This window comes from Corynebacterium sp. HMSC034A01, assembly GCF_001838175.1.
GTDB lineage: Bacteria > Actinomycetota > Actinomycetes > Mycobacteriales > Mycobacteriaceae > Corynebacterium.
Map to the genome: position 1 here is coordinate 119,180 of NZ_KV835964.1, position 16,225 is coordinate 135,404.

15 protein-coding genes are annotated in these 16,225 nt (G+C 66.9%); 14 read left to right on the forward strand and 1 reads right to left on the reverse strand.

Translation table 11 applies throughout. From position 1 onward, the window contains the following. The first annotated feature begins 7 nt into the window (after positions 1–7). Complete coding sequence (locus HMPREF2791_RS06410; RefSeq protein ID WP_070844777.1) at positions 8–397, forward strand: hypothetical protein; 390 nt, start codon at positions 8–10, stop codon at positions 395–397. Here HMPREF2791_RS06410 and HMPREF2791_RS06415 read toward each other — a convergent pair. Further along, positions 367–1,506, reverse strand: coding sequence for a glycerate kinase family protein (locus tag HMPREF2791_RS06415; protein WP_070844778.1), 1,140 nt, complete (start codon positions 1,504–1,506; stop codon positions 367–369). The genes HMPREF2791_RS06410 and HMPREF2791_RS06415 overlap by 31 nt on opposite strands. A 100-nt stretch (positions 1,507–1,606) precedes the next feature. Here HMPREF2791_RS06415 and gdhA point away from each other — a divergent pair, with 100 nt between their 5' ends. The 13 genes from gdhA to ffh all read left to right on the forward strand — a co-directional run bounded on the left by gdhA (position 1,607) and on the right by ffh (position 16,127). Continuing rightward, positions 1,607–2,953, forward strand: coding sequence for an NADP-specific glutamate dehydrogenase (gene gdhA, locus HMPREF2791_RS06420; RefSeq protein ID WP_070844779.1), 1,347 nt, complete (start codon positions 1,607–1,609; stop codon positions 2,951–2,953). Positions 2,954–2,979: 26 nt separating this feature from the next. Then, positions 2,980–3,702 (forward strand): DivIVA domain-containing protein, encoded by a 723-nt coding sequence (locus tag HMPREF2791_RS06425; RefSeq protein WP_070475207.1) that lies wholly within the window; start codon positions 2,980–2,982, stop codon positions 3,700–3,702. A 19-nt stretch (positions 3,703–3,721) separates the two neighbouring features. Further along, positions 3,722–4,258 (forward strand): YceD family protein, encoded by a 537-nt coding sequence (locus HMPREF2791_RS06430; RefSeq protein WP_070844780.1) that lies wholly within the window; start codon positions 3,722–3,724, stop codon positions 4,256–4,258. After that, positions 4,255–5,022 (forward strand): ribonuclease III, encoded by a 768-nt coding sequence (gene rnc, locus HMPREF2791_RS06435; RefSeq protein ID WP_070475209.1) that lies wholly within the window; start codon positions 4,255–4,257, stop codon positions 5,020–5,022. Before HMPREF2791_RS06430 ends, rnc begins: the two co-directional genes overlap by 4 nt. After that, positions 5,015–5,836, forward strand: a complete 822-nt coding sequence (mutM, locus tag HMPREF2791_RS06440; protein ID WP_070475210.1) for a bifunctional DNA-formamidopyrimidine glycosylase/DNA-(apurinic or apyrimidinic site) lyase — start codon at positions 5,015–5,017, stop codon at positions 5,834–5,836. The genes rnc and mutM overlap by 8 nt, the downstream gene beginning before the upstream one ends. 22 nt (positions 5,837–5,858) lie before the next feature. Then, positions 5,859–6,365, forward strand: a complete 507-nt coding sequence (locus HMPREF2791_RS06445) for a flavin reductase family protein (RefSeq protein WP_070475211.1) — start codon at positions 5,859–5,861, stop codon at positions 6,363–6,365. Positions 6,366–6,552: 187 nt separating this feature from the next. Beyond that, entirely contained in the window at positions 6,553–8,061 is a 1,509-nt protein-coding gene (locus HMPREF2791_RS06450; RefSeq protein ID WP_070844781.1) for an alanine/glycine:cation symporter family protein, read from the forward strand. Positions 8,062–8,082: 21 nt separating this feature from the next. Further along, complete coding sequence (locus tag HMPREF2791_RS06455) at positions 8,083–8,367, forward strand: acylphosphatase (RefSeq protein ID WP_070844782.1); 285 nt, start codon at positions 8,083–8,085, stop codon at positions 8,365–8,367. Next, positions 8,364–8,849, forward strand: coding sequence for a CAP domain-containing protein (locus HMPREF2791_RS06460; RefSeq protein WP_070844783.1), 486 nt, complete (start codon positions 8,364–8,366; stop codon positions 8,847–8,849). Before HMPREF2791_RS06455 ends, HMPREF2791_RS06460 begins: the two co-directional genes overlap by 4 nt. 24 nt (positions 8,850–8,873) lie before the next feature. After that, positions 8,874–12,332: a chromosome segregation protein SMC gene (gene smc / locus HMPREF2791_RS06465; RefSeq protein WP_070475215.1), complete on the forward strand. Its 3,459-nt coding sequence runs from the start codon at positions 8,874–8,876 to the stop codon at positions 12,330–12,332. Positions 12,333–12,388: 56 nt separating this feature from the next. Next, complete coding sequence (locus tag HMPREF2791_RS06470) at positions 12,389–12,706, forward strand: hypothetical protein (RefSeq protein WP_070844784.1); 318 nt, start codon at positions 12,389–12,391, stop codon at positions 12,704–12,706. 56 nt (positions 12,707–12,762) lie between these two features. Beyond that, complete coding sequence (gene ftsY, locus HMPREF2791_RS06475; RefSeq protein WP_070844785.1) at positions 12,763–14,394, forward strand: signal recognition particle-docking protein FtsY; 1,632 nt, start codon at positions 12,763–12,765, stop codon at positions 14,392–14,394. A gap of 122 nt (positions 14,395–14,516) precedes the next feature. After that, positions 14,517–16,127, forward strand: coding sequence for a signal recognition particle protein (gene ffh, locus HMPREF2791_RS06480; protein ID WP_070844797.1), 1,611 nt, complete (start codon positions 14,517–14,519; stop codon positions 16,125–16,127). The last annotated feature ends 98 nt before the right edge of the window (positions 16,128–16,225 follow it).

Genomic DNA, 16,225 nt, shown 5'->3' on the forward strand with positions numbered 1-16,225 from the left:
TACACGCATGTCTGTGATCCAATTCGACGTCCTCGTCCCACCCACTGTCGCCGACGAGGTCAAAGAGGTCTTCCAGCGCGCACTCGACATCCTCGTGCACCGGGAGATGCTCACCGCGGGCACGGTGGAAATGGAGCAAGTGCTAATCGACGACTCCGTGCGCACGCAGCTGGCCGAAACCTACGAGCGGGACCGGGGCGAAGACCCCGCGGACGCCGAGGTGTTCCGCTACAGCATCACGCCCGAAGGGGCGGACAGCCTCAACCGGCTGGCCATGGGCCTGTCCCGCATCCTCACCCCGAAGGTGGACCTGCCGAAAGACCCGGTGATGCTAGAGGACCAGGACCGCTTTGAGTCGCCCTCGATCTACCCCTGGACCGTGGAAGTGTTGAGGTAGGCCACGGCGATCTCAGCACCGGCCTGGGTGAGCTGCTCGCGCACGTTGTTCGTCTCCGGGTCGATCTCCGGCAGCGTGACCGCGATGGTGCCCTCCTCCGGCTGCTCGTCGAAGCTTCCTGCGGCCACCGCGAACGCCGCTCCGGACCCGCGCGCCAACTCGCCGACGACGGAGGCGACCTTGCCGGTGCCTGTCTGCCCGTCGAAGCGGCCCTCGCCGGTGATCACAAGAGCCGCACCCTCGACCTGCTCCGCCAGCCCGTTGGAATCCGCCACCACGCGCGCGCCGGGCAGGATGTGCACGTGAGAGGAATCCCCGTGGAGCATGGTGGACAGCCACGTGATGCCGATGCCCACGCCGCCTGCAGCGCCCATGCCCGGGGTTGCCGGGTCCACGTCCGCGACCTCGCACAGACGCGCCAGGCCCCGGTCGAGCACCTCGATGTCTTCTTCCGTCGCGCCCTTCTGCGGGCCGAACACGTGCGCCGCGCCCTCGGGCCCGGTGGCGGGCGCGGTGGTGTCCGTCAGAAGCACCCACTCCACCGCGCCGGCGGGGACGTTGACCTTCGCGGTGTCGAAGTTTGCCAGCTGCTCGAGCGCCCCGCCGCCGGGTTTCAGCTGGTAGCCGGTCTGGTCTAAGGGGTTCACCCCCAGGGCGACGAGGATGCCGGTGCCGCCGTCGACGGTTGCGGTGCCGCCGAGTCCCAGCACGATGCGCTCGGCGCCGCGCGTCTCGGCGTCCGCGATGAGCACGCCGGTGCCGTAGGTGTCGCCGGTCAGGGGCACCGGCTCATCCACCGCGGGCAGGCCGGAGGCGGAGGCGACGTCGATGTAGGCGGTCTTGCTCGGGGCGTGGAAGGTGTACTCCGCTTCGGTGAGGCGGCCGGCCGCGGTAGTCGTCGGCAAGCAAATGCGCTCGCCCTCGAACAGCGACGAGGTGCCTTCGCCGCCGTCCGCCATGGGGGTGAGCACGATCTGCGCGTCGCGGATGACGGAGCGCACGCCTTCGGCGAGCCATTCTGCGGCCTCGGCGGCGGTGGCGGTGGACTTGAAGGAGTCCGGCGCGACAACGATTTTGGGCGACGGAACTGCGTCGAGGGGAGAAACCATGGGGGAGAGTTTAGCTGCCGCCCACGCGCGGCCGAATGGTGTTGTACAGTTTGTCCGGTACACAATTCTGCATAGCTATAGATATCGGAGGCCACGCCCAATGAGCGCGATTGATCAGGAAGTTGCCGGCTACTACCAGAAGCTTTTGGAGCGCAACGCGGGCGAGCCGGAGTTCCACCAGGCGGTGGCCGAGGTGCTGGATTCGCTGAAGATCGTGCTGGGCAAGGACCCGCACTACGCGGACTACGGCCTGATCGAGCGCCTCTGTGAGCCGGAGCGCCAGATCATCTTCCGCGTGCCCTGGCTGGACGATGACAACAACGTGCGCGTCAACCGCGGCTTCCGTGTCCAGTTCAACTCCGCGCTCGGCCCGTATAAGGGCGGTCTGCGCTTCCACCCGAGCGTGAACCTGGGCATCATCAAGTTCCTCGGTTTCGAGCAGATCTTCAAAAACTCCCTGACCGGCCTGCCCATCGGCGGCGGCAAGGGCGGCTCTGACTTCGACCCGAAGGGCCGCTCCGACGGGGAGATCATGCGCTTTTGCCAGTCCTTCATGACGGAGCTGTGGCGCCACATCGGCGAGTACCGCGACGTGCCCGCCGGCGACATCGGCGTCAGCGGCCGCGAGATCGGCTACCTGTTCGGCCAGTACCGCCGCCTGGTGGACCAGCACGAATCGGGTGTGCTCACCGGAAAGGGCCTGACCTGGGGCGGCTCCCTGGTGCGCAAAGAAGCCACCGGCTTCGGTTGCGTGTACTTCACCAACGAGATGATGAAGGCCAACAACGAATCCATCGACGGCGCAAAGGTGATCGTGTCCGGTTCCGGCAACGTGGCCATCTACGCCATGCAGAAGGCGCAGGAGCTTGGCGCGACCGTGGTCGGCTTCTCCGATTCCTCCGGTTGGGTGGAGACCCCCAATGGCGTGGACATCGAGCTCGTCCGGGACATCAAGGAGAAGCGCCGCGGGCGTGTGTCCGAGTACGTGGAGGAAACCACCGGCGCGACCTTCCATAAGGACGGTTCCATCTGGGACCTCAAAGCCGATGTGGCGCTGCCGTGCGCGACGCAAAACGAGTTGGGTGGGGACCACGCGCGCACCTTGGTTGACAATGGTGTGCGCTACGTCGCCGAAGGAGCGAACATGCCGTCCACCGCTGAGGCGATCGAGGTCTTCCGTGAGCGCGGCGTGTGCTTCGGCCCAGGTAAGGCCGCTAACGCCGGCGGTGTGGCCACCTCCGCTTTGGAGATGCAGCAGAACGCCTCGCGCGACTCCTGGTCCTTCGATTACACGGACGACCGTCTGCACAAGATCATGTCCAACATCTTCAAGGTGACCAACAACACCGCCGAGGAATACGACCGCGCGGGCGACTACGTCATCGGCGCAAATATCGCCGGTTTTAAAAAGGTGGCCGACGCGATGCTCGCTCAGGGCGTGATTTAGCGCTCTAACGGGTACGCTTAGGCACCATGTACCGCGTTTTTGAAGCCCTGGATGAGCTAGTTCAGACCCTGGAGCAGGCCTATGGCGTGCCCATGACCTCCAATTGCATGGTTCCCCGCAACGAGATGCTTGGGCTTCTCGACGACCTCCGCAACGCCCTGCCCGTCGACTTGGACGACGCGCAGGACGTGCTGGACAAGCAGGACGAGATCCTGCGCGGGGCGCAGGACCGCGCCGACATGCTCGTCGGCGACGCGGAGGAGGATGCCCGCCGCATTGTCTCCGACGCCCACTCCGAATCCGAGTCCATGCTCTCCGACGCGCAGGCGCGCGCGACCAACCTGGTCACCGACGCGGAGGAAGAATCCAACATGATGGTCACCCAGGCGCAGAACGTGGCGGAGATGACCGTGACCAACGCCCAGCGCGAGGCCGACAACATCGTCGAGTCCGGCAACGCCGAGTACCAGCGCACCGTGGACAAGGGCCTGGCGGAGCAGGAGCGCCTCATCTCCGAGTCCGAGGTCATGCGCCGCGCCGACGAGGAGGCGCACCGCTTGGTGGACGAGGCGACGGCCGAGTCCAACCGTCTGCGCTCCGAGTGCGACGACTACGTCGACTCCAAGCTCGCCGAGTTTGAGGAGGGGCTGCGTAATGTGCTGCAGACCGTCTCCTCCGACCGCTCTGCGCTGCGCCGCGGCGCGGGTGCCGCTGGCGCTGCGGCGCGCGGCCGACGCGACGAGTACTAACGGGTAGTCTGTTGCCGTTATGTCTACCAATCCTTTCGTATTCGACGTCAGCGACGTTCTCGGCGGCGACGGCACGCCAGAGACAGTGACGCAGACGGGCCCGTCCCCGTCGCGCATCGGCCCGGAAATGATCGCGATCCCTGGAGGGCGCGAGGTTGAGGTTGAGGCGACCCTGATCCCGCTGGGCTCCGGCGTGATGGTTGATGCCACCGCGACCGCGCAGCTCGAGGGGCAGTGCGTGCGCTGCTTGAAGAAGCTCACCCCGACCGAGACGCTGCGCATCTCGGAGGTGTTTTCCGCCTCCGACGACTTCATCACCGGCGACAGCGAGGAAGACGAGGACCAGGGCTCCGGCGACGAGATCCGCAAGGTTGTCGACGGCACCGTGGACTTAGAGCAGGCGTTCGTGGACGAGGCCGGCATGTACTGGCCGTTCAACCCAACCTGCGAGCCGGAGTGCGAGGGCGACACCGACGTGCCGGCCCCCGACGCGGTCGAGGGCGAGGAGAACAACCTGGTCGACCCGCGCTGGGCCGGCCTGGAGAAGTTCCTGTGAGCCGCTCGAAGAAGAACAAGGGCAACGCGGACGAGCTGTGGGAGCAGGCGTTTGACGCCGTCGACCACACCCCGCTCATCGCGCACCTCGGCGTGGAGATCGAACGCGAGAGCCTGAAGCTCGCGCTGACCCACCGCTCGTTCGCCAACGAGCACGGGCACCTGCCCAATAACGAACGCCTGGAGTTCGTCGGCGACGCCGTGTTGGGCCTGTCCGTGGCAACCAAGCTGTTCGAGCTGTACCCGTCGCGCCCGGAATCCGACCTGTCGCCGATGCGCGCGGCCATCGTCTCTCGCTACGGTCTGGCGGACATCGCCCGCGAGATCGACCTGGGCGCCCACGTGCTCATCGGCAAGGGTGAGGAGCTCACCGGCGGCCGCGAGAAGGAGTCGATCCTCGCGGACACCACCGAGGCCATCTTCGGTGCGATCTACTTGCAGCACGGCTTCGAGCCGGCGCGCGACGTGATTCTCAAGCTTTTCGACGAGAAGCTCCGCACCGCCACCGTGAACAAGAAGCACCACGACTGGAAGACCGACCTGCAGGTGCGCCTGGCCGAGCTGAAGCTGCCGGTGGCCGAGTACGTCTCCGAAGCGTCCGGCCCCGAGCACAACCAGACGTTCACCGCGCAGGCGCTGGTGGGCGGCGTTTCCCGCGGCATCGGCACCGGCCCGAACAAGAAACTGGCGGAGCAGGAGGCGGCCCACCAGGCGGTGCTGTACCTGCGCGACCACGCTGCGGAGGCCGTTCGCGGCAATGCCTGAGCTGCCCGAAGTTGAGGTGGTGCGCCGCGGGCTGGACCAGCACGTGGTCGGCCGCACCTTCCAGCGCGTGGAGGTGCTGCACCCCCGCGCCGCCCGCGGCAACACCGTGGACCTGGAGCAAACCCTGCCCGGCCTGACTATCACCGGCACCGGCCGCCGCGGCAAATACATGTGGTTCACGCTCAGCGACGGCGCAGCACTCCTCGTGCATTTGCGCATGAGCGGGCAGATGCTCGTCGCAAAGCATGGCACCGTCACCTCGCCGCACCTGCGCATCCGTGCGGACATGGGGGAGGTGGAGCTGGATTTTGTGGACCAGCGCACCTTCGGGTTCTGGCAGTACACGCAGCTTGAGGGCGGTATCCCGCAGCCTGCGCTCCACGTCGCCCCCGACCCGTTCGAGGACGACTTCGACCTGCGCGAGACCGCCCGCGCGATGCGGCGCAGAAAGTCACCGCTGAAGAACGTGCTGCTAAACCAGGAGGTGGTCAGCGGCATCGGCTCCATCTACGCCGACGAAGCGATGTGGGCCGCGCGCCTGAAGCCTTGGCGCAGCGCCAAGACCATGCGGCAGCGCGACGCGGAGGCCGTGCTGGACGCCTCGCGCGAGGTGATGGCCCGTTCGCTGGAGCAGGGCGGCACCAGCTTCGACTCGCTGTACGTCAACGTCAACGGCGCGTCCGGGTACTTCTCCCGCTCGCTCAACGCCTACGGGCAGGCGGACAAACCCTGCGCGCGCTGCGGCACCCCGATCGAGCGCGTGACGGTCGGCGGGCGCTCCAGCTACTACTGCCCGGTCTGCCAGGTGCTGTAGCGCGCGAGTACGGTGGTGCGACATGGTTGATCAGTCAGCATTCAAAGACGCAATGAGCCAGCTGGCTGCCGCGGTGGCGATCGTGACCACCGGTTCCGCGACAGACCCGCACGGCACCACCGTCAGCGCGTTTATGTCCCTGTCGCTGGATCCGCCGATGGTGCTGGTGTCGCTGGACAAGAGGTCGTCGCTGTTGGCGTTGTTGGCCGAAGGGGCGTCGATAGGCATTAATGTGCTCTCCACCGAGCAGAACCTGCTCGCGCGGCGCTTTGCTAGCAAGGGCGTGGACCGCTTCGCGGGGGTGGAGTGGGCGATGGCCGACGGCGCGCCGCAGCTGACCGGCAACCACACGTGGGTGGCCGGGCAGGTCTCGCAAATGATCGAGGCGGGCGACCATGTGCTCGTGCTTGTCGACGTCACCGCAACCGACGTGAACACCAACTGCCCGCTGCTGTACTGGCAGCGCGAGTTTGGCACCCACGGCGCGATTCAGCCCGGCGAGGTGTGCACCCCGGCGGTGGAGGGGTAAGCGCCTGTTCGCGTCCCTTTTGCGCCCCTTTTTTGCGCAAACCCTGAGGAGCAAAGGGTGAGTTTGCCCGAAATTGGGCCATACTAGGGGTCTTTTCCTCAGGGTTTGTGCGAACGGGTGCGGTGGAGGGGTGGCTCAAAGACCCGTCGTTGTGTGAGGTGGGCAACCTGGCGATACACTGCCCGCCATGGATACCGCTACCTCATTTGTCGAGGACACCCTCAACGGCGCGATCTGGAACGTCGTCCCGGTGTTCCTCATCCTCGCCGGCGTCTACTTCGGCGTCCGCACCCTGTTCGTTCAAATCCGCCTGTTCCCGGAGATGCTCAAGGCGGTCGCCGAGACCCCGAAAGGCAAGGACCGCGAGGGGCGCGACCTCGATGAAGAGTACGGCGGCCTGTCCGCTTTCAAGGCCTTCACCATCTCCGCCGCCTCGCGCGTGGGCACCGGCAACATCGCCGGCGTGGCGCTGGCGATCTCCATCGGCGGGCCGGGCTCGGTGTTCTGGATGTGGATGCTGGCGCTGCTCGGCGGCGCGACCGCATTTGTGGAATCCACCCTGGCGCAGCTGTGGAAGACCAAGGACGCCGACGGCAACTACCACGGCGGCCCGGCCTACTACATGACCCGCGGCCTGGGCTGGAAGCCGCTGGCCGTGATCTTCTCCGCGTTTTTGGCCGTCACCTACGGCTTTGTCTACAACGCAATCCAGACCAACTCCATCGTCGAGGCGGTCGGCGGCTCCCTGGGCACCGACTCCGTCGTGCTCAAGGCCGTCGTCGCTGCAGTGATCGCTACCCTGACTGCCCTGGTCATCTTCGGCGGCGTGACCCGCATCGCCTCCTGGACCCAGGTCATCGTGCCGTTCATGGCTGGCGCCTACATCCTCATCGGCCTGGCCGTGCTGGTGATCAACTGGCGCGAGATCCCGGGCATGATCGGGATGATCGTCGGCCACGCTTTGGGCCTCGAGCAGGTTGTCGGCGCCGGTGTTGGTGCCGCGTTCATGCAGGGCATGCGCCGCGGCCTGTTCTCCAACGAGGCCGGTATGGGCTCCGCCCCGAATGCCGCCGCCACCGCCACGGTGTCCCACCCCGTCAAGCAGGGGCTCGTGCAGACCCTCGGCGTGTACTTTGACACCCTGCTGGTCTGCTCCATCACCGCGTTCGTGGTGCTGCTCGGCCCGGCCGTGACCTACGGCCGCGACGACATCCAGGGCGCGTCGCTGACCCAGTCCGCGCTGGCTGACTCCGTCGGCGCTTGGGGCGCGCACGCCATCACGTTCATCCTGTTCTTCCTGGCGTTTTCCTCCGTGATTGGCAACTACTACCTCGCGCAGGCCAACCTGCAGTACCTCACAGACTCGAAGACCGCCATGACGGTGTTCCGCCTCGTCGTCATCGGGTTCGTCATCTTCGGCGCGTTCGGCTCCGTCCCGCTGGTGTGGGCGCTCGGCGACACCATGGCCGGCTTGCTGGCCATCTTCAACATCGTGGCCATCGTCCCGCTCGGCGGCGTGGCGCTGAAGCTGCTGAAGAACTTCAACGACCAGCGCCGCAAGGGCATCGACCCGGTCTTCCACCGCGAGATGCTGCCGGAGCTGAAGAACGTGGAGTACTGGGACGGCTCCGACCCGGTGACCCGCCGCAGCGAAGAGGACCGCATCACCATCAGCGAGGGCAACGGCGAGCGCTAGTCCCCGCTACGCTTGGGCGGCATGGCAACGACACGCATGACCGCCCACGTCCGCGGCAACGTCCAGGGGGTGGGATTTCGCTGGTGGACCCGGTCCCGCGCCTTAGAGCTGGGGTTGGCCGGCTACGCGAAGAACCTTTCAGACGGCAGGGTAGAGGTGGTTGCGGAGGGGGCCGAAGGTGACGTCGAGAAGCTCAAAGCACTTCTTGAAGAGCAGCCTTCGACTGCGAAGCGCCCGGGGAATGTGGAGCACGTCCAGGCGCAGTTCGGGGAGCCGAAAGGCGCTGAAGGGTTTGAGGAGCGATGAGGAAACGCACCGCGGTGGTAGCGGCCGCACTCGCAATCACGCTGGTCCCGGCACCCGCGCAGGCGCAGGACTTGTCTTCCAGCTTCGCGTCCATGAGCAGCCTGCCCGCCCGGCAGTACGACCCCGGGCTGCCGTGGGACGTGGCGGAAGCTTCGCGCGCGAAGACGTACCGCAACATCAACTTCTACCGCATGCAAAACGGCAGGTTGCCGTGGTTGCGAACTGGACAGTTGGATGCCCAAGCGCAGGCGTGGGCCGAAGAGCTCAGCCGCACCAACAGTTTCCGGCATTCTGCGACGAATGTGTACGAGAACATCGCCTTCAGCTCGCACAGCCCGGAGGCGGCATTTGAGCAGTGGCGGACCTCGCCGGGGCACAACCGCAACATGCTTTCTAGCGCACACGTGGTGGGCATCGGTGCGGCGCACGGCTATGTGGCCGGGCACGGTTGGGGCTACATCGTGGTCATGCAGGCGCGCTAGCTTGCGCGCGGTAACATCCACAAAATGCACCTGAAATCGCTGACACTCAAAGGATTCAAGTCCTTCGCGTCGGCGACGACGATGAAATTCGAGCCCGGCATTTGCGCCGTGGTGGGGCCGAACGGCTCCGGCAAGTCCAACGTGGTGGATGCGCTCGCGTGGGTGATGGGCGAGCAGGGTGCGAAGAACTTGCGCGGCGGGAAGATGGAAGACGTCATCTTCGCCGGCGCGGGCGGCCGCAAGCCGCTGGGGCGCGCGGAGGTCACCCTCACCTTCGACAACACGGACAAGCGCCTGCCCATCGACTACACCGATGTGGCCATTACCCGCCGCATGTTCCGCGACGGCGCCTCGGAGTACGAGATCAACGGCTCCAAGGCGCGCCTGATGGACATCCAGGAGCTGTTGTCCGACTCCGGCATCGGCCGCGAGATGCACATCATTGTCGGCCAGGGCAAGCTCTCCGAGATTTTGGACTCGCGCCCCGAGGAGCGTCGCGCGTTTATCGAGGAGGCTGCGGGTGTGCTCAAGCACCGCCGCCGCAAGGAGAAGGCGCAGCGCAAGCTCACCGGTATGCAGGCGAACCTGGATCGCCTGACCGACCTCACCGATGAGCTGGGCAAGCAGCTCAAACCCTTGGCCCGCCAGGCCGAGGCGGCCAAGCGTGGCGCTGCGGTGCAGGCGGAGTTGCGCGACGCGAAGCTCAAGCTCGCCGGTGACCAGGTGGTGCGCCTTCGTGCGAAGTACGCCGACGCCGAGCGCGCCGCCGAGATGCTGGCGGAGCAGGTGGAGACCGTCACCGCGACGCTGGAGACCGCTGTGGAGGAGCAGGAGGCCGTTGAGGCTCGCCAGCAGGAGTTGCAACCACAGGCCCAGGAGGCCCAGCAGTTGTGGTTCGCGCTGTCCACGCTGGCCGAGCGGGTGAGCGCCACCCAGCGCATCGCGTCGGAACGCGCCCGCAGCTCCAACTCGTTCGCGCCCTACGCCGGCCAGGATCCGGAGGACCTGGAGGCGAGGGCTTCGCTTGCCGACGAGCGCTACGCCGAGGCCCTTGAAGCTGCCGAGGAGGCCGCCGAGAAGCTCGAGACCATCCGCGAGGAAGTTGCCGAGCGGCAGGAGGCCTTCGACGCCGCTGAGCGCGAGCACATGGCGCAGGTGCGCGCGATCGCGGACCGCCGCGAGGGCGTGGTGCGCCTGATCGCGCAGGAGGAGTCCCAGGCAGCGGCGGTCGAGGCGGCCGAGGACGAGGTCCGCCGCCTGGAGGAGACACTCGCGGAAACCAAGCAGCGCGCCCGCGAGGCCGATGCGGAGGTCGCGTCCGTCGAGGAGCGCATTTCTGGCTTTGCGACGGAGCGCTCGCCTCTCGACGACGCATTCGCCCGTGCCCACACAGAATCCGATGCCGCGGACAAGCGCCTGGACCAGCTGCGGGCGAAGCAGCGCGAACACGAACGGGCCGTGGCGACCCTGCAGTCGCGCATCGACACCCTGGCGGAGCAGGCGCCGAAGCGTTCGGCGGAGGACGTGCTGGAAGGCTTTTCTGCGCTTGCTGGCCTGGTCACTGTGGAGGCTGGGCTGGACCGCGCGCTCGCGGCGGCGCTCGGCGAGCACGCCGAGGCTCTGGCGGGCGAGGTCTCCGACGACGCGGTCGGTGCGCTGGAGTCCGCCGCCCGCACGGTGGTGGTGGATGCGCGCGGCGGGTCGACCTGGCGCTTGGACACCGACGGCGAGGTGGACTGGCTGCTCGACCACGTGGAGCTGGATCCAACGGTGGTTGGCCCGGTCACGCGCCTGCTCGCGGACGTGGTGGTGGCGGACGACCTTGCCGCCGCCCGCGGCGTGGTGGAGCAGGACCCGCGCCTGCGCGCTGTCACACCTGCCGGCGTGCTGGTGGGAGAGGGGTGGGTCGCCGCCGGCACGGGGCAGACGTCCACGGTGGAGGTCTCCGCCCGCATCGAGGCGGCGAAGACCGAGCTCGCCGAAGCACAGCAGTTGCTCGAGGAGCTTGCCGGCACGCTCGAAGGCGCGACCGTCGCCGCCGACGAGGCTCGCGTGAGCGCCGCCTCCGCCAAAGCAGCGTTGCGCGAGCACGACACCGAGGTCGAATCCTGGCGCCGCGACCTCGCCCGCCTGGTCAAGCAGGCTGAGGCGAACAAGTCCGAGCACGAACGCGCGGCAGCAAGGGCGAACGAGGCCGACGCGCGCCTGGCGCAGCGCAAGACTGAGCTGGAGGAGACGCGCGATCGCCTCACCCGCGTGGACACGGACGTGGCTGAGTCACCGGAGGAGCCGTCGACGGAGCAGCGCGACCAGGCCCGCAACGCGCTCAACCACGCCAAGTCGTTGGAGATGGAGGCCACGCTAGCCTCGCGCACCGCGCAGCAGCGCGCTGAAGCCGAGGCGGGCAAGGGCGATGCGTTGCGCCGGCAGGCGGAGCAGGAGCGGCAGGCGAAGGCCCGCCACGAAGCGGCGATGGCTCGCCGGAGGGCGGAAGGGGAGCTGGCCGGTGCCGTCGAGAAGCACGCGCGCGACCTCGCCGCCCGCATCGAGGACGCGCTCGCCCGCGCCACCGCCCAGCGCGACGAACTGAACGCGCAGGTCAACTCGTTGCAGGGCAAGGTGCAGCAGGCGCGCCAGCAGGTCAATGCGACCCGTCAGCAGCTCGCGCGGTTGACGGACAACGCGCACCAGTCCGACATCGCCCGCTCGCAGGCGCAGGTGCGCATCGACGAAGCGGAGGCCAACATCACCGCGTCGCTTGGCATCGCGGTGGCCGACCTGCTCGCGGACTACACCCCGGGCGAGGACTTCGACCGCGACGCCGAGCAGAAGCGGCTGAAGCAGGCGGAGAAGGACCTGCGCGCCCTGGGCAAGGTCAACCCGCTGGCGCTGGAGGAGTTCAAGGCGCTGGAGGAGCGCTACACGTTCTTGAGCACCCAGCTCGACGACGTGATCCAGGCCCGCAAGGACTTAACGGGCGTGATCGAGGACGTGGACGCGCAGATCCTGCAGCTGTTCACCGACGCGTGGGCGGACGTGGAGGAGGAGTTCCCGCGCGTGTTCCAGACACTCTTCCCGGGCGGCGAGGCGCGGCTGGTGCTCACTGAGCCTGACGACATGCTCGCTACCGGCATCGAGATCGAAGCTCGCCCGCCGGGCAAGAAAGTCAAGCGTCTGTCCTTGCTTTCCGGAGGCGAAAAGTCGCTGACCGCGCTCGCATTCCTGGTGGCCATCTTCCGCGCGCGCCCCAGCCCGTTCTACGTGCTCGACGAGGTCGAGGCAGCGCTCGACGACGTCAACCTGCGCCGCCTCATCGCCCTGTTAGAGGAGCTGCGGCAGGACTCGCAGCTCATCGTGATCACCCACCAGAAGCCCACCATGGACGTGGCGAACGTGCTCTACGGCGTGACCATGCGCGGCGACGGTGTGACCCGCGTGCTCTCGCAGCGTATGCAGCCTGCCGGGGCTGCCCCCGCAGTGTAATATCATCCGAAAGTTGGAGAAAGGATGACTATGTCTGTATCGCGTATATCTCGGCGGTGGTGGGTGTTTTCGCGCTGGCTCTCGTAGTTGGCGGATGCTCCACCTCAGCGGACCTAGACGGCACCTACACCAAGGTTGAATCAGCTGGTGAGGAGAGTCTGACCAGTACCCTCACCATCGACGGGGGCGACTGCACGCTGCACCACGTCGCCGAGACCGAAAATGTGGAGGCTGACGAGTCGTGCACCGTCGATGAGGATAACCTCATCTTCACCGCGGACGGTGCGGAAACACGGTTGCCGGTCACTCAATCGGACAATGGGGATTTGCGGATCGGGCTCGGCGACGGGGAGCTCTACCAAAAGAGCCACTAGGTCCTTCTTGATGCCCGTCCCCGCGTGATGTCGGCGGTGCTGGCACACTAGAGCGCATGGATCTCAATGCTTTAGTCAACAGCACTGCGTTTTGGATTGTCCTCGCAGTCATCGTCATTGCGCTGATACTCATCGGCGTTGTCGTGGCCGGGAAGAAGCGCAGGGAATCGAAGACCATCTCCTTTGACAAGGTCGAAGAGCCCAAGGAGCTGACCCAGCAGGAAAAATCGGGCAACTACCAGGCCAAGGGCGGATTCAACTTCGCCCAGGCGGACGCGCAGCCGAAACAGCCCGAGCCGATCCGCCGCGACAAGCCCGCGCCGAAGCAGGAAGCAGCCGCGGCCTTTGTCCCGCCGGAGCAGGAGGAAGAGGAGACCGTGGTCGAGCGCGCAATTTCGCGTGACGACGAACCACAGGTCCCCACCGAAACCACCCAGCCCGCGGAGGCTGAGCCGGTTGAGCCGGTGGAGCAGCCGGTTGAACCCTCTGAACCGGTTGCGGAGGAGAAGCCAGTTGCACCCGCGGAACCGGCCGAGCCGGTAGAACCAGAGCAGCCCGTTGGACCCGCTGAGCCCGTGGAGCGGGTTGACGAGGTCGAGGCGGAGCCCGTCGATAAGCAGACCGCTGCTGAAGCTGAGGCAGAGGAAGCCGCGGCGGCTGCGGCGGCCGCGCAGGAGAGTGCGGACGAGGCGCGCCAGGAGGGTGCCGAGGTCTCCGAGAACGCCGTGGTGGTTGAGGCGCCGACGGAGGAGCCGCTGGACGACATCGCACCGGCCGCCGGCCGCATGGGCAAGCTGCGCGGGCGCCTGTCGCGCTCCCAGAACGCGATCGGCCAGGGCCTGCTCGGCATTCTCACCGCTGGCGACCTGGACGAGGACGCCTGGGAGGAAATCGAGGACACGCTGATCATGGCGGACCTCGGCGCTGAGCTGACCATGAAGGTCACCGATTCGCTGCGTGAGAAGATCGCCGAGCGTGGCGTGGAGACCGAGGACCAGGCCCGCGCGATGCTGCGCGAGACTCTCATCGAGGCCGCGCGCCCGGAGATGGACCGCTCGATCAAGGCCATGCCGAACGACGGCAAGCCGGCTGTGATCCTGGTCGTCGGCGTGAACGGCACCGGCAAGACCACCACCACCGGCAAGCTCGCGCGCGTGCTGGTGTCCATGGGCCACTCGGTGGTTCTCGGCGCGGCCGACACTTTCCGCGCGGCAGCCGCGGACCAGCTGGAGACCTGGGGCAAGCGCGTCGGCGCCTCCACCGTGCGTGGCAAGGAAGGCGCGGACCCGGCGTCCGTCGCCTTCGACGCCGTGGCCACCGGCGTGGCCGAGGGCGCGGATGTCGTGCTCGTCGACACCGCGGGCCGCCTTCACACCTCCACCGGCCTGATGGACCAGCTGGGCAAGGTCAAGCGCGTGGTGGAAAAGAAGAGCAACGTCGACGAGGTCCTGCTGGTGCTGGACGCCACCGTCGGCCAGAACGGCATCATGCAGGCACGTGTGTTCCGCGAGGTCGTGGACATCACCGGCGTGGTGCTGACCAAGCTGGACGGCACGGCCAAGGGCGGCATCGTCTTCCAGGTGCAGGAGGAGCTCGGCGTGCCCGTCAAGCTCGTCGGCCTGGGCGAAGGCGCCGACGACCTCGCGCCGTTTGAGGTGGAAAGCTTCGTCGACGCGTTGCTCGGCTAAGCATTTGCCTATCGACGCCTCCGCGCCCCGGCTGACGGCACAGTGATGTGCTAGTCGCCCGGGGCGCGCGCTAGTCTTGTGGGGATTATTTTCCGCTAGCAGCACAAGGGAGCGTGCACACCGTGTTCGAGTCACTGTCCGACCGCCTCCAATCAGCCCTCGGCGGCCTGCGCGGCAAGGGCAAGCTCACCGAGGAAGACATCAACGCCACCGCGCGCGAGATCCGTCTCGCCTTGCTTGAGGCGGACGTCTCGCTCACAGTCGTGCGCGCGTTTATCAAGCGCGTCAAGGAGCGCGCGCTCGGCGCAGATGTGTCCGCGGCGCTGAACCCTGCGCAGCAGGTGATCAAGATCGTCGACGAGGAGCTGACCAACATCCTCGGCGGCGAAGCGCGCCGGCTGAACATGGCGAAGAACCCGCCGACCGTGATCATGCTCGCCGGTCTGCAGGGTGCCGGTAAGACCACGCTGGCCGGCAAGCTGGCCAAGCACCTAGCCAAGCAGGGCCACACTCCGATGCTGGTGGCCTGCGACCTGCAGCGTCCGGGCGCGGTGCAGCAGCTGCAGATCGTCGGCGAGCGCGCCGGCGTGCCCACGTTCGCCCCGGACCCGGGTACCTCCCTGGATTCCTACGAGCACGAGATGGGCACCTCCCACGGTGACCCGGTTGCCGTGGCGCAGCAGGGCATCGAGCACGCCAAGCACCAGAAGAACGACGTGGTCATCATCGATACCGCCGGCCGCCTCGGCATCGACGAGACGCTGATGACCCAGGCGCGCAACATCCGCGACGCCGTCAACCCCGACGAGGTCCTCTTTGTCATCGACGCCATGATCGGCCAGGACGCGGTGAAGACCGCCGAGGCGTTCGCCCAGGGCGTGGACTTCACAGGCGTGGTGCTGACCAAGCTCGACGGCGATGCCCGCGGCGGTGCCGCACTGTCCATCCGTGAGGTCACGGGCAAGCCGATCCTGTACGCGTCGACAGGTGAGAAGCTCGAGGACTTCGACGTCTTCCACCCGGAGCGCATGTCCAGCCGCATCCTTGGCATGGGCGATTTGCTCTCCCTGATCGAACAGGCTGAGGCGACCTACAACGAGCAGGACGCCGAAGCCGCCGCGAATAAGCTCACCTCCGGCGAGCTGACCCTGGAAGACTTCCTGGACCAGCTGCTGATGATCCGCCGTATGGGGCCGATCGGCAACCTGCTGAAGATGATGCCGGGCGGCAAGCAGATGAACCAGATGGCCGACATGGTCGACGAGAAGCAGCTCGACCGCATCCAGGCCATCATCCGCGGCATGACACCCGAGGAGCGCCAGGACCCGAAGATCCTCAATGCCTCTCGACGCAAGCGCATCGCCAACGGCTCCGGCGTCAAAGTCTCCGACGTCAACCAGCTGGTCGACCGCTTCTTCGAGGCCAAGAAGATGATGGGCCAGATGGCCAGCCAGTTCGGCCTGCCGGGCATGCCGGGCATGGGCGGCGGCCGCTCCGCCACGAAGAAGAAGCCGAAGGGCCGCAAGGGCAAGAACGGCAAGCGTAAGCCGCCGAAGCGCGGTGGCGGCATGCCCAAGATGCCGGGCATGCCGGGCATGGGTGGCGGCATGCCGGACCCGAAGGAGCTGGAGAAGCTCCAGGAACAGCTGCCGGCGGGCATGCAGGGCATGGACCTGAACAACCTCGACTTCAACGAGGCGATGAAGCGCATGCAGAAGGGCAAGTTCTTCTAAGCGGCGCGTTTCTCCCGCGTTCAAATCGCGGACCCAGCTACTAGGACCCAGCTAACCGTCGAAAAAGGGAGCGCGGACAAAAAGTTGGAGTGTTGGGG